The organism is Vibrio sp. 1401 (genome assembly GCF_033340295.1).
Genome location: NZ_JAWOWF010000060.1, coordinates 1 through 25,947, shown reverse-complemented (window position 1 = coordinate 25,947; position 25,947 = coordinate 1). Strand labels below are relative to the sequence as shown.

Annotated in this window: 20 protein-coding genes and 1 pseudogene; 12 read left to right on the top strand and 9 right to left on the bottom strand. The window is 44.3% G+C overall.

Going from position 1 to position 25,947, the window contains the following annotated elements; all coding sequences use genetic code 11:
• Positions 1 to 607: 607 nt before the first annotated feature.
• The 5 genes and pseudogenes from R7Z77_RS21655 to R7Z77_RS21635 all read left to right on the top strand — a co-directional run.
• Positions 608 to 1,639: pseudogene (locus tag R7Z77_RS21655) on the top strand (bifunctional aspartate transaminase/aspartate 4-decarboxylase); the annotation flags it as partial.
• Positions 1,640 to 1,760: 121 nt separating this feature from the next.
• Positions 1,761 to 2,618, top strand: a complete 858-nt coding sequence (pdxY, locus tag R7Z77_RS21650; protein WP_033906186.1) for a pyridoxal kinase PdxY — start codon at positions 1,761 to 1,763, stop codon at positions 2,616 to 2,618.
• 210 nt (positions 2,619 to 2,828) lie between these two features.
• Positions 2,829 to 3,998, top strand: coding sequence for a patatin-like phospholipase family protein (locus R7Z77_RS21645; RefSeq protein WP_033906185.1), 1,170 nt, complete (start codon positions 2,829 to 2,831; stop codon positions 3,996 to 3,998).
• Positions 3,999 to 4,015: 17 nt separating this feature from the next.
• Positions 4,016 to 4,444 (top strand): hypothetical protein, encoded by a 429-nt coding sequence (locus R7Z77_RS21640; protein ID WP_033906184.1) that lies wholly within the window; start codon positions 4,016 to 4,018, stop codon positions 4,442 to 4,444.
• 142 nt (positions 4,445 to 4,586) lie between these two features.
• Complete coding sequence (locus tag R7Z77_RS21635) at positions 4,587 to 5,495, top strand: LysR family transcriptional regulator (RefSeq protein ID WP_318136826.1); 909 nt, start codon at positions 4,587 to 4,589, stop codon at positions 5,493 to 5,495.
• A gap of 286 nt (positions 5,496 to 5,781) precedes the next feature.
• Here R7Z77_RS21635 and R7Z77_RS21630 read toward each other — a convergent pair whose 3' ends face one another.
• The 5 genes from R7Z77_RS21630 to R7Z77_RS21610 form a co-directional block, all read right to left on the bottom strand.
• On the bottom strand, positions 5,782 to 6,933 hold the full coding sequence (locus tag R7Z77_RS21630; RefSeq protein ID WP_033906182.1) for an ABC transporter permease: 1,152 nt from the start codon (positions 6,931 to 6,933) through the stop codon (positions 5,782 to 5,784).
• Positions 6,930 to 8,096 (bottom strand): ABC transporter permease, encoded by a 1,167-nt coding sequence (locus tag R7Z77_RS21625; protein WP_318136825.1) that lies wholly within the window; start codon positions 8,094 to 8,096, stop codon positions 6,930 to 6,932. The genes R7Z77_RS21630 and R7Z77_RS21625 overlap by 4 nt, the downstream gene beginning before the upstream one ends.
• A 22-nt stretch (positions 8,097 to 8,118) precedes the next feature.
• Complete coding sequence (locus R7Z77_RS21620) at positions 8,119 to 9,099, bottom strand: HlyD family secretion protein (protein WP_033906180.1); 981 nt, start codon at positions 9,097 to 9,099, stop codon at positions 8,119 to 8,121.
• Positions 9,100 to 9,102: 3 nt separating this feature from the next.
• A complete protein-coding gene (locus tag R7Z77_RS21615) occupies positions 9,103 to 10,518 on the bottom strand; it encodes a TolC family protein (protein WP_318136824.1) in 1,416 nt (471 codons plus the stop codon).
• A 130-nt stretch (positions 10,519 to 10,648) separates the two neighbouring features.
• Positions 10,649 to 10,876 (bottom strand): hypothetical protein, encoded by a 228-nt coding sequence (locus tag R7Z77_RS21610; protein ID WP_005377125.1) that lies wholly within the window; start codon positions 10,874 to 10,876, stop codon positions 10,649 to 10,651.
• 476 nt (positions 10,877 to 11,352) lie between these two features.
• On the opposite strand from R7Z77_RS21610, the gene R7Z77_RS21605 reads away from it, so the two are divergent.
• Both R7Z77_RS21605 and R7Z77_RS21600 read left to right on the top strand, forming a co-directional pair.
• A complete protein-coding gene (locus R7Z77_RS21605) occupies positions 11,353 to 12,972 on the top strand; it encodes a sensor histidine kinase (protein ID WP_033906179.1) in 1,620 nt (539 codons plus the stop codon).
• On the top strand, positions 12,969 to 13,655 hold the full coding sequence (locus tag R7Z77_RS21600) for a response regulator (protein WP_033906178.1): 687 nt from the start codon (positions 12,969 to 12,971) through the stop codon (positions 13,653 to 13,655). Before R7Z77_RS21605 ends, R7Z77_RS21600 begins: the two co-directional genes overlap by 4 nt.
• A gap of 91 nt (positions 13,656 to 13,746) precedes the next feature.
• Here the strand turns inward: R7Z77_RS21600 and R7Z77_RS21595 are convergent, their stop codons facing one another.
• Both R7Z77_RS21595 and R7Z77_RS21590 read right to left on the bottom strand, forming a co-directional pair.
• A complete protein-coding gene (locus R7Z77_RS21595; protein ID WP_033906177.1) occupies positions 13,747 to 15,882 on the bottom strand; it encodes a TonB-dependent siderophore receptor in 2,136 nt (711 codons plus the stop codon).
• Between the two features lie 99 nt (positions 15,883 to 15,981).
• Positions 15,982 to 16,947 carry a helix-turn-helix domain-containing protein gene (locus R7Z77_RS21590; RefSeq protein WP_033906176.1) on the bottom strand — a complete coding sequence of 322 codons (966 nt, stop codon included), beginning with the start codon at positions 16,945 to 16,947 and terminating at the stop codon, positions 15,982 to 15,984.
• A 537-nt stretch (positions 16,948 to 17,484) separates the two neighbouring features.
• Between R7Z77_RS21590 and zwf the strand changes: the two genes are divergently transcribed.
• The 3 genes from zwf to gnd are packed head-to-tail and all read left to right on the top strand — an operon-like array spanning position 17,485 to position 21,187.
• Positions 17,485 to 18,987 carry a glucose-6-phosphate dehydrogenase gene (zwf, locus tag R7Z77_RS21585; RefSeq protein WP_017634563.1) on the top strand — a complete coding sequence of 501 codons (1,503 nt, stop codon included), beginning with the start codon at positions 17,485 to 17,487 and terminating at the stop codon, positions 18,985 to 18,987.
• Positions 18,984 to 19,700: a 6-phosphogluconolactonase gene (gene pgl, locus R7Z77_RS21580; RefSeq protein WP_318136823.1), complete on the top strand. Its 717-nt coding sequence runs from the start codon at positions 18,984 to 18,986 to the stop codon at positions 19,698 to 19,700. Before zwf ends, pgl begins: the two co-directional genes overlap by 4 nt.
• Before the next feature lie 38 nt (positions 19,701 to 19,738).
• Entirely contained in the window at positions 19,739 to 21,187 is a 1,449-nt protein-coding gene (gene gnd, locus R7Z77_RS21575; RefSeq protein WP_318136822.1) for a decarboxylating NADP(+)-dependent phosphogluconate dehydrogenase, read from the top strand.
• An 85-nt stretch (positions 21,188 to 21,272) separates the two neighbouring features.
• Here gnd and R7Z77_RS21570 read toward each other — a convergent pair whose 3' ends face one another.
• Positions 21,273 to 21,476, bottom strand: a complete 204-nt coding sequence (locus tag R7Z77_RS21570; protein WP_054576969.1) for a hypothetical protein — start codon at positions 21,474 to 21,476, stop codon at positions 21,273 to 21,275.
• Positions 21,477 to 22,054: 578 nt separating this feature from the next.
• Between R7Z77_RS21570 and R7Z77_RS21565 the strand changes: the two genes are divergently transcribed.
• Positions 22,055 to 22,192, top strand: coding sequence for a hypothetical protein (locus tag R7Z77_RS21565; protein ID WP_005377165.1), 138 nt, complete (start codon positions 22,055 to 22,057; stop codon positions 22,190 to 22,192).
• Between the two features lie 61 nt (positions 22,193 to 22,253).
• Here the strand turns inward: R7Z77_RS21565 and R7Z77_RS21560 are convergent, their stop codons facing one another.
• Complete coding sequence (locus R7Z77_RS21560; protein WP_318136821.1) at positions 22,254 to 24,020, bottom strand: sigma-54-dependent Fis family transcriptional regulator; 1,767 nt, start codon at positions 24,018 to 24,020, stop codon at positions 22,254 to 22,256.
• A gap of 239 nt (positions 24,021 to 24,259) precedes the next feature.
• Between R7Z77_RS21560 and R7Z77_RS21555 the strand changes: the two genes are divergently transcribed.
• Entirely contained in the window at positions 24,260 to 25,780 is a 1,521-nt protein-coding gene (locus R7Z77_RS21555) for an aldehyde dehydrogenase family protein (RefSeq protein ID WP_005377169.1), read from the top strand.
• Positions 25,781 to 25,947 lie beyond the last annotated feature (167 nt).

Here is a 25,947-nt window from a genome sequence, read left to right as displayed (position 1 = left end):
TTATCTCCTTATTAGTGAAGATAAGATCATAAGTCTGGTGCCTGGCTAATTGAATGTGTGCTTTGTGGGGCGCTTACTTTGAATCTGCATGAATAATTGGTCCACCCCAACCAAATTTGTTACTAGGTTGTAAACCTTTTGAGTTGTCACACCTAATTTCGGATAACTTTGGGTAGGGCAAACTCGTATTGAATAGATATAAACAATTTTCAGAACTAAATCACAATGGGGCAAAAATGTTTTAGGAATGACAGAGTATCGATTGCGATCGCGGCCATTTTAGTATGATACCCTATTACCCAGTATGAATCTTTATTACTCTTCACACCATCTGCCATCCAATTTCCTCAGCTATTAACTACCACTGTCGTATATTTAACTATTGCTTTTTAAATCAAATGCTTACCTTGGTTGTGTCATTGGGCCCAACAATTTCCTGTTTATGAAATTATATCGTGGCAACCTTTCTGCTATGAATCATTTGTATAAATTAGATGAAAGTGCACAGTAATAGCTTCTTATGTGCAATAATTTTTTTGCATATATTGAATTTGATTTTTTAACCAAAATGTATCAGCGAAATGTGCAAAATTTATGTCTTGTAAAAACGTTCCAAACTATGTTCAACAACGGTCTATTGAAGAAAGGTGACAAGGTTGCGCTAATCACTCCAATCTTTACGCCTTACCTAGAGATTCCAGAACTGAGTGAATACGAACTGGAAATCGTTGAACTACGTCTGGATGAGACAACATGGCAACTGCCGATGTCTGAAATCGAAAAGCTTGCAGATACAGGCATCAAACTGCTTTGTGTTGTTAACCCGGCAAACCCAGCGTCTGTGAAGTTCTCGGATGAGACTCTGGATAACCTATCAAATTTTGTGAACAACGAACGTAGCGACCTGTTCATTGTGACTGACGATGTATACGGCACATTTGCGGACGACTTTGTCTCACTGTTTGCAAAACTGCCATACAACACGCTTTGTGTGTATTCGTTCTCTAAGTACTTCGGTGCAACAGGCTGGCGTTTAGGCTCGATTGCGATTCAACACAACAACGTGTTTGACGATGCAATGCGTAGCCTTCCTGAAGTGCGTCAACTTGAGTTGGACGATCGTTACAAAACGCTGACTCCGGAACCTCGTGAGATCAAGTTTATTGACCGTATCGTTGCCGACAGCCGTAGCGTAGCGCTTAACCACACAGCAGGTTTGTCGCTTCCTCAACAAGTTCAAATGGCGCTGTTCTCATTGAATTGTCTGATGGACTCAGAGAAAAACTACAAAGAAGCATGTAAACGCATCATTCGCGAGCGTTACAAAACTCTGTACAAAAACATGGGTGTAGAAATTGAAGAAAACAAAGATCGTGTGGACTACTACACACTGCTTGAGCTCGACACTCTGGGCGGCAAATTGTACGGACCAGCATTCGTTGAATGGTTCAAAGCGAGCGAGAAAGGCAAAGACTTCCTGTTCCGCCTTGCACATGAAACCGGCGTTATCCTACTTCCAGGCCAAGGCTTCGATGTAGTGCATGCATCAGTTCGAGTTTCGCTAGCAAATCTTACTCACCACGAATACGAGCTTATCGGTCGTGCAACACGCAAAGTGTTGGATGAGTACTTTGCTGAATCCAGCCTGATTAAGAATAAGCCTCGGCGTTGTCGAGGCTATTCCGACCAAATAAGCACAGTGCGCGATATTGTGTTTATTTAGTCGCCAAGCTAACAAACTTCTCAATTAAGAGTGACTTATGAAAAGCATTATTTCTATTCAATCTCATGTGGTTTATGGCCACGCAGGAAACAGTTCTGCAGTCTTTCCGATGCAGAGAATGGGCCTCGAAGTCTGGCCAATTCACACGGTTCAGTTTTCAAATCACACTCAGTACCAGCAAGGTTGGACTGGACAGAAGTTTGGGGCAGATGAAATTCATTCTCTAATGAGAGGCTTAGATAACATTGAGAAGTTAGGCGAATGTGGCGCGATACTGTCCGGTTATCAAGGCAGCGCAGAGCAATGTCGTGCGGTGGCCGAAGCGGTAAGTTTAGTCAAATCGCGTAACCACAGCGCGCTTTATGTGTGTGACCCAGTTATGGGTGATCCAGACAAAGGTTGCATTGTGGCAGACGGTGTCAAAGAAGCGATAAGCCATAGCTTGTTGCCCATCGCTGATGTGATTGTTCCTAACCAGTTTGAACTGAGCGAGTTAACAGGTGTGAAAATTAACTCTCTCTATGATGCAGTCACTGCATGTAAAAAAGCCTTAGAGTTAGGACCGAAAATGGTATTGGTGAAACACCTGCATGCACTAACAGATGACGCCTTCAGTATGATTTTAGCGACGCCGAAAGCAAGCTATTTGGCCCAACGCCCTAGTGTTGAATTTGCTATGCAGCCAGTCGGTGTCGGTGATTTGATTTCTGCGATTTTTACTTCTTGTTTGGTGAAGAAGATGTCTCCTGTCGCAGCCTTTCGTCATACACATAACGCCGTTTACGGTGTATTGGAGATCACCAAAGGCTATGGCACATGGGAGCTACAGACGATCAATGCCCAATACGAATTTGTCGAACCGACGCATGAGTTCAACGTCGTGAAAATTGCTTAGCGCAGTACCTAATTAACGGAGAAGCGTAAAGTTAGCATATAGAAACTTGGCATAATTGCTTTGATGGATAGCATCCTACAATCGCGATTATGGGGTTTAGCCGTGCCTAGCTATAGTAACTCCAAACAACGAAACGGACTTCATTTTGACCCAATTAACTTCAAACTGAGTCTCTGGTCATACGCCAGAGAACATTAAATGAGACTGATTATGAATCGTTTAATTTCCTCTGGTGTGACGGTTGTACTTTCGCTGCTGATAGTAGCTTGTAGTTCACCCCATACGCTGGATGTTCGTGTTTCTCAAAGCAACTATAAAGATGTCGAGATCGCGAGTTCGACACCAAATGAGCCACTTCGAATGTGGGCCAATGAAGCTCCGGATTTTCTCTACTCGTCGCACAATCAAACCACACCGATCAAAGTAGAGGGTGAACAGCTCAATATTTTGGCCTTATCGGGTGGTGGCGTAAACGGCGCGTACGGTGCTGGCGTTTTGATGGGCTTACAGGAAAAGGGTGAGCTGAAAGACTACACCATCATTACGGGCATCAGCGCAGGTGCGTTAATTGCGCCATTTGTTTTCATCGGTGGTGATGCAATGCCAAAGATGAAAGAAGTCATGCTCAACATCAACGACAAAAGCGTCCTGGGTAAAAAGAACTTTTTAAACACATTGTTTAAGGACGCGTTTACCGATGGCGAGAACCTCTATGACTTCATTGCGGACGCTTACCCTGAGCCAATGATTGAGGCGATGGCACAGCAACATCGCAATGGTAAACGCCTCTTTATCGGCAGTACCCATTTTGATTCAGGTGAATTAGTAATTTGGAACATCGGCGCGATTGCGAATAGTGACTTAGTGGACAAATCTGAATTGATCTACAAAGTGCTTGCCGCAAGTGCATCGATCCCTGGCGTTTTCCCTCCACAATTTATCGATGTTGAACATGATGGGGAAACACTTGAAGAGTTACACGTAGATGGTGGTCTTGCAGCGCAGGTGTTCTTTAATCCGTCTAACTTCAACTATCAACAAATTTCAGAGGCTCTGGGGTTAGAAAAAGCACCTCAGTTGGATGTGATTCGCAATGGTGCTTTGAAAGCACCGTATCGACCACTAAAAGACAAAGGGTTGGATTTGGTATCGAAAAGCGTCTCAAGCCTTACGTTAGCGCAAACTCGTGGTGATCTGTATCGAATGAAATACATCAGTGAAATCAACGATATTGAGATGCAGTTTACTTACATCGACCAAGACTTCGGGTACGCCAAAGTGACGAAAGACATGTTCGACCAACATTACTTGCTAACGATTTACGAATATGGATTCAAAAAAGCCACCCAAGGACAACTTTGGGTGACTGAACTCCCTTAATACAGGAAAAAAACACAATGAAAAAAGCCGTTCTAACGTTAATGATGCTCACTGCTTCTGCGACTGCATTTGCACAAAGTGGTGCTCACCTTGACCAGCAAAAAGTCGACAGCGACATGCAGCAACTGTCTGCCATTAAAGAAGAAGGTGCAGCCTTCATCATGATTGATGAGAACTCGAGTTACGTGGCAGTCGAGTACGTGGGTAAGTGGGAAGAGATCAACAACTATGTCTCACACAAAGAAGCAAAGCAACGCAAATTGGAAAAAGTGAACAAACAGTTTGTGTATTCGCAAACGGGTGAAACGCTAACGTCATTAGAACAGAAGATCGTTGACCATATTCAAGCCGATCAACCTAAGTATTTTAGTGTGGATGTTTACCGCGATTATCATGGTGACTCGGGTGAATTTAACTATTTGGCTCGCGTTGTTGAGTACAACTAAGATGGAAGAAACCTACAGACTTTAGTAGGTTTTTTTATGTCGTCGAGAAGGAAGTCAAACGCAGCTTGTTACCGTTACCGAGTAGCAATTCTACTATCTTGTGATAATTTAATTAGATAACTCTAAAAAGTAAGCACAACCTATGAATTTTAGTTTTGAACAACTTCTCGCGTTCGTGACCGTTTATGAACAGCTTTCATTTAGTAAGGCGGCGGTCAAACTCAATAAGCACCGAACCACTATAGGGCAGGTGATCACCAATCTTGAAGACCAACTAGCCGTTAACTTGTTTGAGCGAGTCGGTCGTTCGGTAGAACCAACAGAAGATGGCCACCATCTGTACCACTATGCTAAGCAAACCATCGAACAGGCTCGTACTTTCGATAAAGTCGCACTGAGTCTTTCTTACGGTGGATTAGAGAATGTTAGTATCGCCTATTCAAGCGCTATACCACACCGTTTTCTTGTATTGCTTCGTATTCAATTAGCGGCAGATTTTCCGATGATGCGAGTTAACTTTCTTGTTCGTAATCGCAACGAAATTAAAGAGGGTTTACAGAATGGTGAGTATCAATTCGGTATTGTCAATGTGCATGATAGTCGAGCAATACATAGTCTGGATGCGACGTTTTTAGGTCATTTTGAATTTGTTCCTTTCTTCCAGAAAGGTGGTGAACTCGCTTCTGTTGCACCAGATCGAGTATTGACAGCCTTGAGGAATAGTAAACAATTTGTATTGCGGTCTCTTATTGAAGAGGGAATGGGCGAAAAAGTCATCGTAAGTTCGAACCATGAAGAGGTCGACCAATTGGCCCTTGTAGTGAAAATGGTTGAAGCAGGTTTAGGATGGGCGATTCTCCCCAGAACGTTTGCCCATTCGGAGTTTTCTAATAATCATATAGAGCCAGTGGAAGCTTCTGAATTATTGGAAGGTTTTAAGTTTGGTTTTGGCCTATGGTGCCAACCCTCTAAGCAAGTCGGTGATGTAAAAAATTCAATCATGAAGGTCGTTACAGAATACCGAGAGAAAATAATCCGTGATATGACTTAGCGGCGACATGTATCCTGCTCATCCCTCTCAACAACAAGACTTAACGTGAGTCTTGTTTTTTTGTGTCTGAAAAACGTTATCGTTCTAGCGAAGAGCTAATGTCTATTGGAAGGATATAACCCTCTATATGAGAGTATGGAGTCCATACTTTTTGGCTTAATCTAACCTCGCTCAATGGGTAAGCCCAGAGCAAAAAGTGTTTTTACCATATGTCCGCTGCAAGGACGCAGATTTTCAGCCGGGTTTAGTTACCCGGCTTTTTTTATAGTAATAAAAATGTCAGCTATCACCCCAAGCTCTCTGTTACAACTGGCTTGTTACTTCGCTTAGCAATCCAGTACGCAACGCTACCCCAAAGCACAGTGAGTGCCCAAAGTGCTGTCCAATGTGGAGCGACTTGTTGCCAGGTTGCCCCCATTTGGTTTAGTGCTAAGAAAGCTTTGATCGCCCAAGTGCTTGGGCTTAAATCAGCAATCCATAGTAAGGGAGTAGGTATGGCTTCAATCGGCCAAATAAAACCAGCCAAGAAAATGAGCGGCATAGAGCTCACTAAGACGACTAAGGTGACAAGTTCACGCCGAGGTAATAAGTAGCCTAGCCAGAAGCCTAGTCCGCAACAACCTAAAAAGAACGGGAACAACATAGCCAGCAATTCGCCCGCGTTGGCGATATGGTTTACGTTTAAGCGTTCGAAGCTAAAACCAAAATAATAGGCGCCGAGTAAATAATAAATTGCCACAAATACTAACGTTCTCACAAGCAGCAGCGATCCCGTTGATACTTGTGACCAATAGCCACGACCATGACGCTGTGTTCCCGTTTGTAATCCAACCGCCATGATCAACGTTTGTTGTAAAATCAGAACAAATACTGCCGGCACTACGTATTCGATGTAACCCATGGTTGGGTTGAACGTCGGTTTCATATTAAGCTTAATAGCAGAGTAATTATGGCTAGCCATACTCATGGGCACACCATCTATCACCATTTTACTGACTTTCACTTGGGCCCCTAATGTGCCTCCCGCTTGGGCCAATCCTTCTACCACGGTTCCGTACACGAGAAAATACGAGGCGTCCGCAGCGTAGGCTAGAGTCGGGCTTTTACCTAGCATTAGGTCTTTGTAAAAGTGTTCTGGTATGACTAAAAAACCGGTGATCTCTCGTTGTAAAAATGCTTGCTTTGCATCGGCAATCGTATGAAGTCGAGTGACTACGTTGACTTGCGGGGTGGCATCAACCATACGTTCCAGCTTTAAACTCGTCTGACTACCATCTAGATTAACAATCGCGATTGGTTGTTCACGAGGCGTTTGTTGTGCATAAGGCAAAGGGTATAAAAACGAGTAAAATACGACACCACCAAACACGGTCAACGTAACGACTGGATTGGTTAGAACGGCCTTAAGTTCCGCTTTAATCAGTTGCCACAATGTCATACCGCCTCCTTCGCTTGGCGTGTTGATGAAGCTGTTCGATGTTTACCCATCAAGGCTGCGGTAATGAGCAGGGGCACAACGTAACCAATCATAGGCCATAGCGAGCTTAAAGATTGTGCGGCCGATGCTCCATAGCTTGCTTGACTCACTTGTACTTCAATGTAATGGGTAATCGGCAATAATGAACGCCATGCATAAGCGAGCGTGTTCATGTCAGAAACTGGGAATGTAATTCCCATGAACGCGAAGCTTGGAGCCGTAAATGCGCCAGCAAAACTCATCGCACGTGCAGGCTCCATCGACAAGAAGAAGAACAACGCTCCCATAATGATACAGGCGATAACCGTCGCCAATTGTGCTAGTAGCATAACCACAAAACTGCCTTCCATTGGCCAATCAAGCACAGAATAAAACCAGTACAAGAACAACGCACCTTGCGCCATAAAGACCGGAATGTACTGACTTAATAGGGTAGTGAGCCTGGCGTATGGCTTTTCGCCCAAAAATGCAAAGCCATTCTTTCCACCATAAATGCGAAAGTGCGCGGCAAGAATCAAAATAGTGCTTACTACAATACATATTTGCCAAATGGATGGCACGATAGCCGTTACCAAAAATTGTGCGTAGTTATTGTTACGGTTAAATAATGCGGTTATTTGTGTCGACACGGGTACAGCCTGTCCAGCCGCTGCTAACGTTGTGGTGTTACCCTTAGCCAAGTTGCGCATTACTTCAACCTGAGCGTCGAAATAGCCTTGTGCTTGCGCAACGGCAGAGTTGATCAGTTTCGCTACCAAAATGTACTGACTGTTGTAAAAGACAGAAAGTTGAGGTTGGCGGTGCTGGAGAATATCTTGGTCGAACTTAGATGGGATGACCGCGTAAGCGTAGATATCGCCTTCAATCATCGCATTTTTTGCTTCGCTTGCACTGGTGTAGTGATAGTTAACAGCCAGACTCGACGACGCATCCAAAGATTGAATGAGCTTTCGAGAAAGTTGGGAATGTTGTAGATCAACCACACCGATTGGCAGATCCCGGGCAATGCCCGCAGAGAACACTCCCCAAATCATCATCGCGAGCAAAATCGGTATCCAAGTAAGGCACGAAAGCAACCACTTGTCTCGTCGTAAGATATGCCGCTGTGAAATCTTAATCGTCATAGCATTAACCTAGTGGTTGTGATTAAAGTTCAACGACAACACTCATTCCCATACGCAGTTCAGGTTCGGGTTGAGCTGGACGAGCTTCTACTTCAAAGGTACGAAGATCAAAACCTTGAGAAGCATCGGTTGCTCTCCACGTTGCAAAGTCACCCATAACGGCAACATGCGTTACTTTGAACTCAACATTTTTGTTTAAGGCAGGCAAATAGGCATCAAAGGTTGCTCCTTTTCTAAAGTGTTGAAGGTAATCTTCACGCACATTAAGTGTCGCCCAGGCATCTTCTGTATCTATCACAGTAACTACTGGGAAGCCCTGAGGTGCTAATTCACCACTTTGAAGCAGAACTTGAGAGACTTCGCCGTCGAACCAGCTGTAGATCTGAGTATCTTTCGCATACGCTTCTACTTCGGCTACGGCACCTGATGCCATGCGCGCTTTTTCCGCCGCAGCCACTTTGGTTTCACTTCTAGCGCCTTCTTTTGCCATTTCGTACATTTGAAACGCGGCACTTTCTGTGTATTTCGCTGCTTGCCACTGAGTTAAAGCTTCATCGCGTTTTTGTTCTGCAACCACGCCATCGTTATAAAGGTTATTCACACGATTGTAGGTTTTTTCCATTAAATTCGCAGCGGCTTTGGCTTTCATCCACTGATCTTTTGCTGCTTGGATTTGTTGCTCACGTGCGCCTTTCTCAGCTTCTTGAGCTAAGGCGTCCGCCGCTTTTTCACCTGCTTTTGCTTGTTCTAACTTCGCTTCAATTTCAGGACTATGAAGGGTAAAAATAAGCTGACCTTTCTCTACATCGTCGCCTTTACGTACCATGACCTCATCAATACGCCCTGGAACTTTTGAGGAAATACTGTATTGCTGGGCTTCAATTAATCCCTGTAAGCGGATCGGTTCCGGTTGATAGGCTTGGTAAAATTGATACCCAACCCAAGAGGCAACACCCAAAGCACAAAGTGAGAGTAAAACGGGTTTTAGTGATTTAGCTGCCATGATTTATTTCACCTCTTTGGATGTTGAAGCAGGGATATAAGCGGTATTTTGATATTGTTCGAAGCTGTTCATTTCACTGCTCAATGCGAGTAGCTTGGTTAAAGATATTAAATAGCGGAAACGCGCCGCTGAACGTTGTGTTTCTATACTCGCGACATAAAGTTGTGCATCCACAACATCCAGAGAAGACGACAGACCCTGAGTAAATGCTTTTTCACGCAAGCGCAGGTTTTCGTTAGCGAGTTCAATGCTAGATGCGAGCCCTTGTACTTCATCAATGGCTTGCTGAGCCTCCAAGTATGTTTTTTGGACTAACAGCGATAAGTCTTGTTTGGCTTGGGACTTTAATGAGTCGACCTGCGAGACGACGCTTTGAGCGGCTTTGACTTTTTCGCTTCGCCCTGATGATTCAATCAGTGGAATGCTGACACCAACACCAACTAACCAGTCAGGCTTCATTTGGCTTGCGAGAGAATCGTCTTCATACAAGCTGTAGTCGCCGTAAAGATAAACTTCAGGGTAGTATTTCCCTTTTTCTGCTTTGATTAAGCTAGAGGCTTGTTTGTGTTTAGCGCTCAGAAGCTCCAACCCCGGATAGGTAAGCAACGTTTGATCGACAAAAGCAGTAAGAGGGGGAAGACTGTCGTTGATAAACAAAGATTCAGCGGGCTCTACGGCATCATCTTGCGCGAGTAATTTACCTAATGCAGCCTGAGCGATACTCAAATCACTGGCTGCTTTACGTGTTTCTACGGATGCTTTATCTAAAGAAGCCTCGGCTTGCAGGCGCTCAACGTGCGCGATTTGTCCTTGCTCTTCAAGCTTAATGGCAAAATCTCGATGCTTTTTTAGCCCTGCTTCAACCGCTTGCCGCGTTGCGAGTACTTCCTTTGCCAGTACGACAGAAAAGTAGTACTTCGATAAATCTTCAAAACGCGCTTGTTGTTCCATTAGAAGCTGACTTTTCGCCTCATCCGTTTTGCCTTCTGCAGCTGATTGAGCCGCAGAAATTCGACCACCAGTAAAAATCGGCCAAATCGCACGAATAGACGAAGAGAAAATATCGCGCTCGGTTATGGTCGAAGTGGTATTAGCTAAGGCACCAAAAATAGGCTGAAAAGCAGGACGTACGTTAATGTGTGCTCCTGTGCTGTCTAGGATCTGTTTTCCCGACAGCGTGATATCGGTATCTAAACGCGTGTAATTCGCGCCAATAGTAACCTGAGGTAAGTTGAGATTGCTGGTGGCACTCTCTTGGTATTGGTAGTTCTCGACGTTTGAGCGTTGAGCTTTGAGAGAATAGTTGTTTTCTAGCAATAGCTGCCATGCGGTATCAAAAGTGATCGGTGCCGCATGACAGGCAAGGGAAATCGAGCTGCTAAGTAAGCCCAGTATCCAAAACTTTCCTGTTTTTTTCATAATGGCTGCTTTGTCGTAGAGTATTAGCTCTAATATAAAGGATTCGTAACTGCGTGTTAAGTAGGAGGGAAAATTGGGCAGTAGTATGCGCCCAGTTATATTTGTGCTGGGCGCGGGAGATGTTACAAATTTATTTCGTATATGGACAGTGAAACTCCGCTCTCCACTCGAGCTGACGAGAACCTCGCATCGTATTCAATAGATCTTTTCCGCTCATTTGAGGGAACGATAACAGGACTTTGAGATCAGAAGTACCGCCTCCGTTTTTTTCATAAGCCCTGACGTGTGTAAATGTTGAATACATATTCTCTGACAGCATCGCCTTATTCAGGCATATTCCAAAGGTATCGCGTTCCATGTTTGGTGTTCCTTCTAACTATAAATGCACCTCTGTTTATAGTTTTCCAGTTTTCAGATGGTGTCTAAGTGTTTGTCATATAGTCAGTATTTGTGTTTTGTTTTATTTGTGTCCAAATCACTGACATCAATGTTGAGCTTTTAATAGACTTCCAGCTTCACTGCTTTCAAACCGAAACTCTCATTGGTTTCGTTGATTAAAAATTATACGTTGTAAAGTCTAAAAACGCCTCAAAAACCGCTAAAATCGATGTGATCGCGATCATGATTTTAAGGGCAATTTATGTATGGAATTGAGTATCAGAGAGGAATGCTAAATTTGGTGAATGGTTGTAATTTTATGTTTCAGCTCGTCGATTAATTAACCGTAAACTCTGCGGTTTGCTTGCCTTCCTCACAGATTTATCACCGCGACAACGTCATGCTGTTAACTGAGTGTTAACGTTACGCTCAAGAGTGAATCACAAGGATGTATCAATGAGTTGGAAAACCATCAGCTTTCGTAAGCGGATGCTCATTATCATGACGCTATCGGGGTTGATAGAGCTGTTATTGCTCGTCGCCGCGGGTTTCACTTATCTCAAAATCAATCAAGAGCAAGAAATGGGAGAAAAAGCACTGGGTGTTGCCCGTTTTTTAGCGGACTCAGCGGTTGTTCGTGAAATGATCGAAACCCAAAACCCCCAGCCATACCAACTTCGCTTTAGAGAATTAACCGAAGCCATAGGTGCTGCATTCATCGTTATTGGCGACCATAAGGGAGTACGCTTAATCCACCCTGTTGATGAGCGGTTGGGCAAGCCAATGAGAGGTGGCGACAATCGTCGAGCGCTAGAACGGGGATTGTCTTATGTTTCGACGGCACAGGGTTCGTTAGGTTATTCAGTTCGTGGTAAAGCTGCGATTTTTGACGAGCAAGGGAACATCATTGGTGTGGTTTCGGTTGGCTATTTGCTCGACCGACTGCAAGACCGCATCGAACCATTTTTGGCCTTTTTGATTTTAATGGTCATCGTAGTTGTCGTCGCTAATGCCATTGTATCCAATTATGCGTCGAGAAAGTTTCAGCGCGCGATTTTAGGCTTTGAGCCTGAAGAAATAGGGCGGTTGTACGGCGAATTAGAAGTGACGATGAGCACTATCAAAGAGGGCGTGTTAAGCATTGATGCCCAAGGGATACTTCGCTCGATAAATCGTAGTGCCTGCCAGATTCTCGGTATTGATAGAGAATCAGCGCTCAATAAACCTTTGACTGACACGCTGCGTGATAGCGATCTATATACAGTGTTAGAAAGCGGGCAGGAAGATCATGATATTGAAATATTCCTTAATCATAAGCGCCTGATTGCAAATCGCTCTCCAATTTATGTTGATGGAAAAATCGTGGGGGCGGTATCGAGTTTCCGTTTAAGGGATGAAATCAATGATCTAACCGAGCAGCTATCACAAACCAAGGAATATGCAGATTTGTTACGTTCGCAAACCCATGAGCATCGCAATAAGCTAAACACTATCAGCGGGCTAGTACAAATGGGTGAGCTTGATGCGGTGCAAAAGTTAATTGGACAAGAAACCGCACACTATCAAGCAATGATTGAGTTTTTAAGAGATACCGTTAAGGACCCGCTAATTGCAGGTATGTTGCTTGGAAAAACTGAACGTGCTCGCGAGTTAGGCTTACAACTGGTGGTTGAGGAAGGCAGTCGTCTGGAGCCCCTGCCTGAGTGGCTAAATTCGGAAGACCTAGTCACAATTTTGGGTAATTTGATTGATAACGCTTTCGATGCCACGTTAACTTCAATTCGCGATGAATCAAATGTTGCGTCAGAACGCAGAAACATTGATGTGTCCGTTAGCGATTACGGAAATGAAGTGATACTTGAGGTGATAGATCATGGCTGTGGCCTCCCAAAAACAGTGGATCCACAAACATTATTTACAAAAGGCGTTTCGACGAAATCTCGTCAAAATCGAGGTGTTGGGTTACACCTTGTCAATCAGCTTGCTACTCGATATCACGGCCATGTTGAGATGATACCCAATACAAATTATGGGACAAGAATAACGGTGTACTTACCCAAGGAAGAACAATTATGAGTATGGCGACTCGCGTAATGATCATTGAAGATGATCTGGCTATTGCTGAGCTGCACCACAAATACTTAAGCCAACTGACAGGTTTGGAAGTGGTTGGAATTGCGACCACGAGAATGGAAGCAGAAATGCAACTCGACATTCTTAAGCCAGATTTACTATTGATGGATGTCTATCTTCCCGATGGCACAGGGCTTGAGATACTAAATACACTGCGTGCAAGTAACCAAACGTGTGATGTCATTTTGATTACAGCCGCAAGGGATGTCGATACATTACAACAGGCGATGAGGGGTGGCGTTGTCGATTACCTGTTAAAACCAGTGATGTTTCCACGCTTAGATGCCGCACTGAAAAAGTATGTGTCCCAACGCCAACAACTAGACATCGTAGAGAGTTTGGATCAGAACCTCGTTGATAAAATGCTGCAGTCTCACGCCAATCAAGACAACTTGCCGAACCGATTACCAAAAGGGATTGATGGTGTAACCCTAGACAAGATCAGAGAGTTGTTCTCAAATGGAAGTGCGCTGACCGCTGATGAGGCAGGTGAAAAAATCGGAGTGAGTCGAACAACCGCTAGACGTTATCTTGAGTTTCTTATTAGTACCGGTGAACTAGAGGCTGATTTAAACTATGGGTCGGTAGGTAGGCCAGAAAGGTGCTATAAAAAAGTGACACGGTAGCGTTTACATTGATGCTCTATGCAAAATAAAAAGCGATGGCTTGTTTTAGAAACCATCGCTTTACAAATTACTGCTGTTCCGCTCTAAGAGGTTAGAAGTTGTATTCTAACTTCGCTTCGATAGAGCGCTCAGCGCCAAACCAACAGTTATTTTTGTCGTAACAAGAATAGTATTCTTTATCGAATAGATTGCTTGCAGAAAGCGTGACGCTAGCCCCTTTCATTGATTCAGATACCGTTGAGAAATCGTAACTTGCTGCTAAATCAAACAAGGTGTAGTCCGGTACGTTTTGACTATTCTGTGCATCAATTTGTGCTTCTCCGACATAGCGAACGCCAGCACTGGTACGAAGGCCTGAAAGATTTCCTTCAAAGAAGTAATTGGCCCATAGAGAGGCCGTTTGCTCAGGTACCCAAACCGGCGTTTTACCTTCTTGGTTGTAATAACTGTCCTCGGTAATCTCCATATCGGTATATGTATAGCCTAGAGTGAAATCAGCTTGTGCTGTGGCTTGCCATTTTGCCTCAAGTTCAATACCTTGTGATACCACTTCGCCCGCTTGATAGTTCGGTGCATATGGATTATTCGGATCGGTCAAGATCGCGTTTTTCTTCGTAATATGGAAGAGTGCTAAGTTACCTGAGATATCACCAGATAATGGGGCGTATTTAAAGCCTAACTCCCATTGATGACCGGTTGATGGCTCAAATGCTTTACCAGAAGAGTCGGCACCCGCAATTGGCTCAAAACTTTCCGAGTAAGTAAGATATGGCGAGAGACCAAAATCTAGCTCATACAAACCACCGACTCGGAAAGATACGTTGGTATCGTCTAACTCTTCCTTGCTCTTGGATACTGCTCCTAGATAATCGCTAACGGCGTCTGTATTTGAATCGTATTTATCCCAACGAAGACCTGCAATCATTACAAGTTGGTCGTAACGAACTTGATCTTGGAAATAAACGCCAATCTGCTTCGTTTTGATATCTAAGTTTTGTTTGTATTGGAAATTCAGTGCATTACGATCAATGCTGTTGTGGTCAGGATTAAAAATGTCCTGAGTTAGCGAATACCCAAGCGTGTCTTTGTATTTTACATCTGAATCTAGATACTGATAATCAAGCCCGAACAATAAGTTATGTTCAAAATTTCCTGTTTTAACGTAGCCAGATAGTTGGTTGTCAATCACAAAGGATTTGGATTTTTCATCGGTTAAATAGGCATTTCGACCAACGGTACGGTTATCCGCTTCAAGTGCACCGTTATATGTGTTTTCCTGATAGGCATCGGCGGTCATGTAGCGGGCATTCTGTAGAAATTGCCAATTGTTGTTAAAGTCGTGTTGGACTTTGTAACCCATCATCAGAACTTCGCGTTCGTAAGTGTTCCAGTCCTCATCCCCTAAATAAGTGCTTGGTGACATCGAGCCAAGTGGGTTTTTAATCACTGAGCCAGACGCAGGCACAGTCGTGTAGATACCTGCTGATGGATCATTTTGATAGTAAACATTCACGTTCACTAATGTGCTTTCTGTCGCTTGCCAATTGAAAGATGGGGCGAGTACGTAACGTTCATCTTCAGACGTATCGGCTTGACCATCTCGCTGTTTTGCCAGGCCGACGATACGGTAATCAACATTAGAATCACCAACTTGTCCTGTGGTGTCGAACGTCAGTTCTTTTAGGCTGTTAGTCCCTGTACTAATCGAGACAGAGTGCGAGGGTGTTGACTGAGGCGCCTTGGCGATAATGTTGACCATACCTCCTGGTGGAATATTGCCGTAAAGAACAGACGTTGGCCCTTTAAAAACCTCGATTTGCTCAAGAGCAACGGAATCGACCTGCGGTTGAAGGTTCCAACCGTTGTACAGCAAAGGAAGACCATCATAAAAGTTGGTGTAGTTAATAAAACCACGAATATTGAATAGGTCAAGTCGGGAAACGGCACCGCCACGCAATTCTGTATTTACGCCAGGTGCATAACGCAATGCTTCGCTCACCGAGTTTACGCCGCGCAGGTCCATGTCATCTTTAGTGATTACCGTGATCGCTTGCGGTGTTTCCTCCGGTTCTAAAACGGTTTTAGTTGCGGTGTTTCGGTATGTTTCTCCTAGCACCGTAATCGTTTCGTGTTGGGATGTGCTCTCAGTTGCATTGGCGTGGCCAGCGAGCAATGCGGATACGACGACAGCAACCGCTGAACGATGAAATCGAATCGGACTTTCCATATTTATAAATTCCACTACTTTTTCTATTTATTGATAATGATTGTTATTTGTATTCTATATTCAAAGAAATAGGAAAAGTTAACAATTTGGTGCAAAACACTAATCTTTGGAACTTATTCTTCTGTTCTTAGGTTTTAAAGATAGCGCGTCGTTTGGCTCTACAGGAATCCAATACTGCATTTGTGCTTGTTCGCTATCAACATCATAACCTTCTGGATAAAGCTCTAACTCATAACCATCGATAGCATGATAATTAGAGTAGGGTAGCCAATGTAAAATAAACCATTCCAGCGTTGAGGCGAGCTCTGATGCTTTGCCTATGTGTGTAATGACGGCGTAGGTTTGCTCAGGAACAGCCAAGAGGTCTAACCCCGAGTTGGAAGAGTTCGTTGATCTTGGTGCGTTTGCTGTTGGACTGCACTCATAACCTGCCCAATACTCAAGTTGTTGGTTGTTTGAATACGCTTGCGTCACATCAATCACGCCAAAGTAACTACTTTCCGAATTGTTAAGGTTTTCAGATGAATAAAGACGTGACCAAAGTGACGGTACTTTGGATTGGAAATCGGGCGTAGCGGAAAACAATCCGTGAATAGGTTCATGATAACCAGCAAGTTCAAAAGCCGGTTTTGTTTCTATTCGAACTTCAATAAAGCGCTGATGTTTTTTCTCTTCTTCTGGTGTCTTACGCAGCGTCAAAGGTTGCCTCAACCCGGAGAGTTGTTGCGTTTTTCGATATTCGCGGGGGCTTTTTGAAAACATATTCCTGAACGCACGGCTAAATGCGTGTTCAGATGTAAATCCCATTTCTATCGCTATATCTAACGAGCGGTCAGAAGTATGGATTAAGCGCTCAGCCGCAAGGCTAAGTTTAAGCTCTCTGATGTAGTGAGCGACGGATACGCCAGTGTGTTGTTGAAATACGCGTTGCAGTTGCCAGCGCGACCAACAACTTGCTTTCGATATTTCATCTACGCTCAGAGTGCTGTCTAAGTTGGTGTGAATGTAGTCAAGCACCGATTGTATTCGGTTTATGGGATGTGGGTTAATGGCGCTTGATTTCATGGCGTTCTACTTTCACATTAATAGTGATTTCATTATCTTTAATTGAGTATCATTATCAATAGGGTGATGAAATAAAAAGTAAGTAACACAGATCACGATAAAACTGTAATGGCTTGCAAGGATGAGTAATTATTGCCCACATTAGAGTTTTTGCTTAAATTTTGGAGTGTTCAGATGAAACTTTTTTTATCAATAAAATACAATCGCTTATGACGTTTTGTGCAACTTATTTAAACGTTTGCACTGGCAAGTGTTGATGTAAATCAAATAGTCGTAGACAATATTGCCCCGTGTCGGACTCTCCTCCAGCGAGTACAGTGTGTACTTTTGAGACATAAGTGACTTAAATGACCTCAATACGTCGTGTTTTCAAGAATCGGAAATGCAACTTCTTGAGGTTCTTTGGGCCCATAGACTTTACCTATCAACGTAATAGGTAAGACCAATTTTCTATTTTGAGGTGCCATTGATAGGGTTGGCTCATTCTCTAGCCGTATCCGGGCACACAATAAGTACCTCGTTTTTAAGGGAAAGATGATGGTAATACCAGAAAACAGCAGCATCGTTATTTTTGGTGCTTCAGGTGACCTTACGTACCGTAAGCTCATTCCTGCTTTATACCACCTCTACGCGAACAAGCAGCTTCCAGAGAATTTTGCCATTCTGGGTGTAAGTCGCACTGAATACAGTGATGAGTCTTACCGCGCGAAGCTGAAAAAATCGCTTCAGGAAATGGAAAAGACTGAGCCAGAAACGCTTGATGCATTTATTAACCATCTGCACTACCAAGCAATTAATACTTCTGACACACAAGATTACGGTAAGCTATCTTCTCGCTTAGACCAACTTGCGGACGAATATCAATTCGAGCAACGCAATACGCTTTTTTACTTAGCAACCCCACCAAGTTTATACAGTGTGATCCCTGCAAGTCTTGCAGCACATGGTCTTAACAGTGAAGAGGATGGCTGGAAACGCCTGATCATTGAGAAACCATTCGGCTATGATCTTGAATCGGCGCGTATTCTGGACAAAGAAATTCACGAGCACTTCCAAGAGCATCAAATCTACCGAATTGACCATTACTTAGGTAAAGAAACGGTACAAAACCTACTTGTGCTTCGTTTCTCTAATGCGATGTTTGAGCCGCTTTGGAACCGTAACTTCATTGATTACGTTGAAATCACAGGCGCAGAATTCCTTGGCGTAGAGGAGCGTGGTGGTTACTACGACAACTCTGGCGCTGTGCGCGACATGTTCCAAAACCACTTGCTACAAGTATTAGCAATGGTAGGTATGGAACCACCAGCGCAAATCAATGCAGACTCGATGCGTGATGAAGTGGTAAAAGTGCTTCAATGCTTAAAGCCATTAGACGAAAACGCTCTGCGCAACGACCTAGTATTAGGCCAATACACGGCGTCTGAAGTTCGTGGGCAAAGCCTACGCGGCTACCGTGAAGAGCCGGGAGTTGCAGACGATTCTCGTACAGAGACTTACATCGGTTTGAAAGCGTACATCAACAACTGGCGTTGGAATGGCGTGCCATTTTACGTGCGTACTGGTAAGCGTCTTCCAACACGCGTTACTGAGGTGGTTATCCACTTTAAACAAACACCGCATCCTGTGTTTGGTCAAAACGCACCAGAAAACAAGCTGATCATTCGTATTCAACCAGACGAAGGCATTCAAATGAGCTTTGGCTTGAAAGAGCCAGGCGCAGGCTTTGAAGCGAAGGAAGTGAAAATGAACTTCCATTACGCTGACTTGCAAGAAACGCAAATGCTGACGGCATACGAGCGCCTTCTACTTGATGCTTTGAATGGTGATGCTACGCTATTTGCACGTAGTGATGCGGTGGAAGCGTGCTGGCAATACGTACAGCCAATCTTAGATTTTAAGCAAGATCCACAATCCCTCTTCGGGTACGCATGCGGCACTTGGGGACCTAAAGAGTCAGATGACTTGTTACAGCGTGATGGCCGCGCTTGGCGTTTCCCATGTAAAAACTTAACAGATACGGATTACTGTGAACTATGATCAACCATAAGATCTACCAAACAGCAGAACAGGTAGTTGAAAGCCTAGCTAACGATATGAAAGCGTTTAGCGAAATGGGCAGACCTGTTCACATCTCTCTTTCTGGCGGCAGCACTCCTAAAATGCTGTTTAAACTACTGGCTTCAGAGGCTTACGCAACCTCCATTCAATGGGAAAACCTCCACTTTTGGTGGGGTGACGAACGTTGTGTTGCCCCTGACGACGCAGAAAGCAACTACGGTGAAGCGAACACGTTGTTGTTTAGCCAAGTATATATTCCTGCAGAAAACATTCACCGCATCCGTGGCGAAGATGAGCCTAAAGCAGAAGCCGAGCGCTTTGCAAAAGAGATGGCAGAGGTAATCCCGAATGAAAACGGCACACCTGTGTTTGACTGGATCTTATTAGGCGTTGGTGCAGATGGTCATACAGCTTCTCTGTTCCCTGGCCAAACGAATTATGATGATGCGAACCTATCTCTTGTGGCGTCGCATCCTGAATCGGGCCAACTTCGTGTGTCGAAAACCGCACGCGTATTAGAAGCAGCGAAACGCATTAGTTACTTAGTGCTTGGTGCAGGAAAAGCGGACATTGTTGAAGAAATTAACAGTTCACCAGCACACGCACTGCCATACCCAGCGGCTAAGATTCAAGCGAAATCGGGCCTAACGGAATGGTATTTAGATTTAGACGCGGCAGCAAAAATTGCTTAAGACGCTGCTCGTCGATGAAATAAAATTGGAGAGAAACAATGAAAGGTGATATCGGTGTAATTGGCCTAGCAGTAATGGGTCAAAACCTTATCCTAAACATGAATGATCACGGCTTTAAAGTGGTTGCTCACAACCGTACTGCTGCTAAAGTAGACGAGTTCCTGGAAGGTCCAGCAAAAGGCACGAACATCATCGGTGCATACTCTCTAGAAGAACTAGTAGAGAAGCTAGAAACGCCGCGTAAAGTAATGTTGATGGTTCGCGCTGGTGACGTTGTAGACAAGTTCATCGAAGCGCTAGTACCTCTGCTAGACAAAGGCGACATCATTATTGACGGTGGTAACACTAACTACCCAGATACAAACCGTCGTGTTGCTGCACTACGTGAAAAAGGTATCCACTTCATCGGTACTGGTGTATCTGGTGGTGAAGAAGGTGCGCGCTTCGGTCCATCTATCATGCCTGGCGGTGCTGCTGAAGCATGGGAAGCGGTTAAGCCTATCTTCCAAGGTATCGCTGCGAAAACTGACGCTGGTGAGCCATGTTGTGACTGGGTTGGTAACGACGGTGCTGGTCACTTCGTTAAGATGGTACACAACGGTATCGAATACGGTGACATGCAGCTTATCACAGAAGCTTACCAGTTCATGAAAGACGGTCTTGGTATGTCTGCAGACGAGATGCAAGCAGTATTCGCTGATTGGAACAAGACTGAGCTAGACAGCTACCTTGTTGAAATCACGGCTGACATTCTTGGCTACAAAGATGAAGACGGTGAGCCTCTCGTTGAAAAGATCCTAGACACAGCAGGCCAAAAAGGTACTGGTAAATGGACTGGTATCAACGCACTAGACCTAGGTATTCCACTAACGCTTATCTCTGAGTCTGTATTCTCTCGTTGTCTATCTGCACTGAAAGACCAACGTGTTGAAGCTGAATCTCTATTCGGTAAGACAATCACTCCAGTTGAAGGCGACAAGCAAGAGTGGGTTGATGCACTACGTCAAGCGCTACTAGCTTCTAAGATCATCTCTTACGCTCAAGGCTTCATGCTAATGCGCGAAGCATCGAACGAAAACGGTTGGGACCTAAACTACGGTAACGTAGCACTAATGTGGCGTGGTGGTTGTATCATCCGCTCTGCGTTCCTAGGCAACATCCGTGATGCGTACGAAGCGAACCTAGACATCGCATTCCTTGGTTCTGATGAGTACTTCAAAAACATCCTACAAGGCAGCCTAGCAGCATGGCGTAAAGTAGCAGCGAAATCTCTAGAGTCTGGTATCCCAATGCCATGTACGATTTCTGCGCTATCTTTCCTAGACGGTTACACGACAGCTCGTCTACCAGCGAACCTGCTTCAAGCTCAACGTGACTACTTCGGTGCTCACACTTATGAGCGTATTGACCGTCCACGTGGTGAATTCTTCCACACTAACTGGACTGGTACAGGCGGCGACACAGCGTCCACAACTTACGACGTTTAATCCGCGGTCAGTAAGCTGATCAAAGCAAAAGGGTGCCCAAGTGGCATCCTTTTTTGTGTTTGCTTTTACGGAACTTCAAGAGCGCCTAGGCGCTCTTTTCAGTGGTCGTTTTCTTGCTTTGATAAAACCTGTCCTTTAGGTAGAGAATTGCACTGACCACAAGAGCCACTAAAGAAACAGTAAATAGGGCGTACATGCTGAGAATCCATGCGAATGTGGCCGTCAAGAATGCGATGAAGGAAAACATCCTGCTGAAAGACATCACATGGCCAAGTTTGTTACTTTTCATAAACGCCTCCCGAAGCTAAGTGGGGATAGACAATTGTGGTCATATGCCACACTTTTAATTGTCTGCTCTTTTGGGGCGTTTCACACAAAAAAGTGGCTAAAGATTTCTCAAAAAAGGTGAAATATTGAACTGGTAGACAAATCGTTAAACTGAGTTGCACAGATATGACTTCGGTTGTCTATCACTTCAAAGTTTTTAACTACGCAGATTAAGGGCATGTAGCGTTATTATTATCGTATTCGAACTCTACGATACACAATTGCAAGTGAACCTACACTCGTAAGCTCATCCCTGTCGTCAGTTACAGTAAAAGCTTTTTTCTCTTTTTAACAATACCTTAGTAACTACGGGCAATTAAACCCGTTTTTCGATCGAAACTCAGATTGCACAAAAGGTGAAAAAGAGTGCTAGGTAAGCCTTTAAACTACGCCTATAATTAGCGCCCACATGGAGGATGTTTATTATATGAACATCCTTTATTTTTTGAAACTAGCAACAAGGATCCAGTAAAACATGTTTTTCTGGTTTTGTTTACGTCGACCAAGAAGGTAATTAACACAGCAAATTGAGGTTCTAAGATGACTCTTAACAAGTACTTTGTTTTCATTCCAGCAGAATTGGAACAGGAAATGCACAAGGACAATCAAGTGATCTCTGAGAAGGAAACTCAACGTCAGGCATTAGTAAAACAGGCACAACAACAAGGCGGCCTGTAAGCTAGGTTTCAAAGAGAAAGAGCACCGCAACGGTGCTCTTTTTATATCTGAGGTCGTAGAATTAACTTAATATGCCAAGGCTTTTCAATTTTCTGTAAATGGTATTTCGGCTCACACCAAGCATACGAGACGTTTTGCTAATGTTCCCCTGGTTGGCTTGATATGTTTTGAGCAACTTATCTTCGACGGTTGCACGCAGTTCTGAAGTTGGTTCAGCCGATGCTGCTCCTTCTTGAGCTTGGCTTAGTTTCTTACTTAGGTGGGCTGGGACGTGTGTGAGTTCCAATATTTCTTCACCTTGCGCCATTAAGGCGGATACTTTGATTAAACTATCGAGTTCACGCAAATTTCCTGGCCATGAGTAAGACAGCATCAGAGAAAGGAGGTGAGGGCAAAGCTGTTGTTCAGATTCGGCGTGACGCCGATGAATGTTCTCAATCAGTTGTCGTTTGTCATCACGTTCCTCAAAGCGAGGTAGCTCAATGATCAAGCCATTAAGGCGATAATACAAATCTTGTCGGAACAATCCTTCGCTGACCAAATGTTCCAGATCTTTATGCGTGGCTGCAATGATTTGCGTATCGACTTGAATGCTTTGGTTGGAACCCACGGGAAGCACGGTTTTATCTTGCAATACATGGAGCAATCGGCTTTGAGCTTCCAAGGGTAAATCTGCGATTTCATCTAGAAACAAAATCCCTTTGTGTGCTTGGCGAATTTTTCCCTGATAGCCTTTGCTGTTTGCGCCAGTAAAGGCACCGGCTACGTAGCCAAATAATTCAGATTCAACCAGATCTTTTGGTAGCGCTCCGCAGTTGACGGAAACTAACGGTCCCGTTTTTCTCTGGCTGTTTTCATGGAGTGCTTTCACAAACTCGTTTTTGCCAACACCAGTCTCTCCGAGAATCAACAAACTGATGTCTTTATCGATGACGCGATTGGCTTGCTGCCAACAGTGCTCAACAGCGGAGTCGCCATAATGAAGATCATTGGACGCCGCTACAGCACGAGACTTGACCTTGCTATCTTTATCGGTAAGCGGTTTTGTTTTGAAAACGAAAGGGTGCTCATTTCCCCGAGTGGATAGAATGTCGTCTAAGGATTGCCCAATGATACTTTTTTGCGCAAAAAGTTGAGAGGCTACTTGATTGTGAGCCAAAACTTGTCCGTCTTCATTTGCAATGATAATTCCTTGCCAACCACTATTCAGTAAACCTTTTTCGCACGCTAAATCCACACGAATATGCCCTTGTGGAATCAAGTTAAGTAGTTGATTCTCCACTTGCTGGACCATGTTTTGTACTAGTACTTGAGTTGAGAAGTCATGTCTCTTTTGCTCGCTCGTAATATCTAATACGCCAATGAGGTTACCAAGATGATCGAAAATAGGATTAGCCGAACAGCTAATAAAACGATGGTGTTGGATAAAGTGCTGATCACCAATAACAGAAACGGGCTTTGCTTCAACCAAAGCTGTACCAATCGCGTTGGTGCCTTTGACCTTTTCTTGCCAGCATGCTCCAGAGCTTAGCGAGATTTCCGTCAACTTTTCACGAAATCTAGGCTGTCCCCAACTGCCGATGATGACACCATCTGAGTCCGTCAAAATTAAGCGACTGTCGCTATGAGCAAATAGCTGATTAAACAAAGGGAGCGCAAATTGAGTGACTGCCTCTAGCAAAAAGTTGAGTTGGTGACGCCTATCTTGGAGCGTTGCTGGCGTTACTCGAATATCTTCAGGGCGTCGACGCTGTTTTAAACCCGCTTGTTCACTTCTGACCCATGAAGTTGAAAGCCAATTGTTATCGCTAATGTGTTGAAGTTCCATGACTGTACCATTTTGTCACAGTGAGGGTGTACCATTTTGGAACACTTGAACATTGGTGTTTACACCATACATCCGCTCAAACATCGCTCACTTGGTTTGTTATCGCTTGGTAATCATAGTTTTACATTTAATTAACAACAAGTGTGGCGTAGTTGGCGTGTGACTTGCGTAATGCTCTTTGTGAACAGTGCGATACGACACTGCAATAACACATTGAACGAGAAACAAAAGGAAGAGTTATGATCTATGCACAGCCAGGTAGTGAAAATGCCATTGTTAACTTTAAATCGCATTACGATAACTTTATCGGTGGGGAATGGGTAAAACCAACGGGTGGTGAGTACTTTGACAATATCTCACCAATCAACGGACAAGCGTATTGTAAAGTTGCTCGCTCTGGCGAGGAAGATATTAATTTAGCACTGGATGCCGCGCACAACATCAGAGCAAAATGGGCCAAAACCAGCGTGACAGAACGTTCGAACATCTTGCTGAAAATTGCTGACCGTATTGAGCAGCATCTAGAAGAGCTTGCAGTTGCAGAAACTTGGGAAAACGGCAAACCAGTTCGCGAAACCTTGGCGGCAGATTTACCTTTAGTAGTGGATCACTTCCGTTACTTCGCTGGCTGTATTCGCGCACAAGAAGGCAGTGCGGCAGAACTGGATGAGCACACCGCAAGCTACCACTTCCCAGAACCGATTGGTGTGGTGGGTCAAATTATTCCGTGGAACTTCCCAATGTTGATGGCGGCTTGGAAACTAGCACCGGCACTAGCGGCGGGTTGCTGTGTGGTATTGAAGCCAGCAGAGCAAACCCCAACATCCATTCTGGTTCTGATGGAAAAAATCGGTGACCTTCTTCCTCCTGGTGTCATCAACGTTGTAAACGGATATGGTTCTGAAGCGGGTCAAGCATTAGCAACCAGCAACCGCATTGCGAAACTCGCTTTTACCGGGTCTACGCAAGTTGGCAACCACATTCTGAAATGTGCAGCAGACAACTTGATCCCATCGACAGTTGAGTTAGGTGGTAAATCTCCAAACATCTACTTCTCAGATATCTTCGATTACGAAGATGAGTATCTTGATAAGTGTATCGAAGGTACGTTACTTGGTTTCTTCAACCAAGGTGAAGTTTGTACTTGTCCATCTCGCGTACTGGTTCATGAAGCGATTTATGACAAGTTTGTAGAGAAACTGACGGAACGTGCACAGCTGATTAAACAAGGTAATCCGCTCGATACCGATACTCAAGTCGGTGCTCAGGCTTCTCAAGAACAGTTTGATAAGATTTTAAGTTACCTGGAAATCGGCCGTGAAGAAGGCGCAAAAGTGGTCTTTGGTGGTGGAGTGTCAGAACAGCCAGAGTCTATCAACCAGGGGTACTACATTCAGCCAACCATGTTGGAAGGCCACAACAAGATGCGAATCTTCCAAGAAGAAATCTTTGGCCCAGTGATTGCTATCACCAAATTCAAAGATGAGGCTGAAGCGTTGGAAATCGCAAACGACACCGAATATGGCTTAGGTGCAGGTGTTTGGACACGTGATGCGAACGTCGCATATCGTATGGGCCGTAATATTGAAGCTGGTCGAATCTGGATTAACTGTTACCACGCTTACCCTGCACACGCAGCGTTCGGTGGTTACAAAAAATCGGGTATCGGGCGCGAAACGCACAAGATGATGCTGGATCACTACCAGAACACGAAGAACTTGCTGATTAGCTACAGCATCGACCCGTTAGGCTTCTTCTAGTGAAACTAAGTAATTAATAAAGAAAAAGCAGTATGAATCAAAACCCCGAATCTTCGGGGTTTTTTATTAGCGTGAGCTTGTCGGCTGAAGGGGCTTTGTTGCGTAATTCGATGGAACTAAATCAGGAAGTTACGATCTGATCGGTTACATCAGTTAATCATCGTAGC

Coding starts and splice junctions, on each gene's coding strand:
- pdxY (WP_033906186.1), top strand. CDS start 1,761: ATGAAAAGCATTATTTCTATTCAATCTCATGTGGTTTATGGCCACGCA.
- R7Z77_RS21645 (WP_033906185.1), top strand. CDS start 2,829: ATGAATCGTTTAATTTCCTCTGGTGTGACGGTTGTACTTTCGCTGCTG.
- R7Z77_RS21640 (WP_033906184.1), top strand. CDS start 4,016: ATGAAAAAAGCCGTTCTAACGTTAATGATGCTCACTGCTTCTGCGACT.
- R7Z77_RS21635 (WP_318136826.1), top strand. CDS start 4,587: ATGAATTTTAGTTTTGAACAACTTCTCGCGTTCGTGACCGTTTATGAA.
- R7Z77_RS21630 (WP_033906182.1), bottom strand. CDS start 6,933: ATGACATTGTGGCAACTGATTAAAGCGGAACTTAAGGCCGTTCTAACC.
- R7Z77_RS21625 (WP_318136825.1), bottom strand. CDS start 8,096: ATGACGATTAAGATTTCACAGCGGCATATCTTACGACGAGACAAGTGG.
- R7Z77_RS21620 (WP_033906180.1), bottom strand. CDS start 9,099: ATGGCAGCTAAATCACTAAAACCCGTTTTACTCTCACTTTGTGCTTTG.
- R7Z77_RS21615 (WP_318136824.1), bottom strand. CDS start 10,518: ATGAAAAAAACAGGAAAGTTTTGGATACTGGGCTTACTTAGCAGCTCG.
- R7Z77_RS21610 (WP_005377125.1), bottom strand. CDS start 10,876: ATGGAACGCGATACCTTTGGAATATGCCTGAATAAGGCGATGCTGTCA.
- R7Z77_RS21605 (WP_033906179.1), top strand. CDS start 11,353: ATGAGTTGGAAAACCATCAGCTTTCGTAAGCGGATGCTCATTATCATG.
- R7Z77_RS21600 (WP_033906178.1), top strand. CDS start 12,969: ATGAGTATGGCGACTCGCGTAATGATCATTGAAGATGATCTGGCTATT.
- R7Z77_RS21595 (WP_033906177.1), bottom strand. CDS start 15,882: ATGGAAAGTCCGATTCGATTTCATCGTTCAGCGGTTGCTGTCGTCGTA.
- R7Z77_RS21590 (WP_033906176.1), bottom strand. CDS start 16,947: ATGAAATCAAGCGCCATTAACCCACATCCCATAAACCGAATACAATCG.
- zwf (WP_017634563.1), top strand. CDS start 17,485: ATGGTAATACCAGAAAACAGCAGCATCGTTATTTTTGGTGCTTCAGGT.
- pgl (WP_318136823.1), top strand. CDS start 18,984: ATGATCAACCATAAGATCTACCAAACAGCAGAACAGGTAGTTGAAAGC.
- gnd (WP_318136822.1), top strand. CDS start 19,739: ATGAAAGGTGATATCGGTGTAATTGGCCTAGCAGTAATGGGTCAAAAC.
- R7Z77_RS21570 (WP_054576969.1), bottom strand. CDS start 21,476: ATGAAAAGTAACAAACTTGGCCATGTGATGTCTTTCAGCAGGATGTTT.
- R7Z77_RS21565 (WP_005377165.1), top strand. CDS start 22,055: ATGACTCTTAACAAGTACTTTGTTTTCATTCCAGCAGAATTGGAACAG.
- R7Z77_RS21560 (WP_318136821.1), bottom strand. CDS start 24,020: ATGGAACTTCAACACATTAGCGATAACAATTGGCTTTCAACTTCATGG.
- R7Z77_RS21555 (WP_005377169.1), top strand. CDS start 24,260: ATGATCTATGCACAGCCAGGTAGTGAAAATGCCATTGTTAACTTTAAA.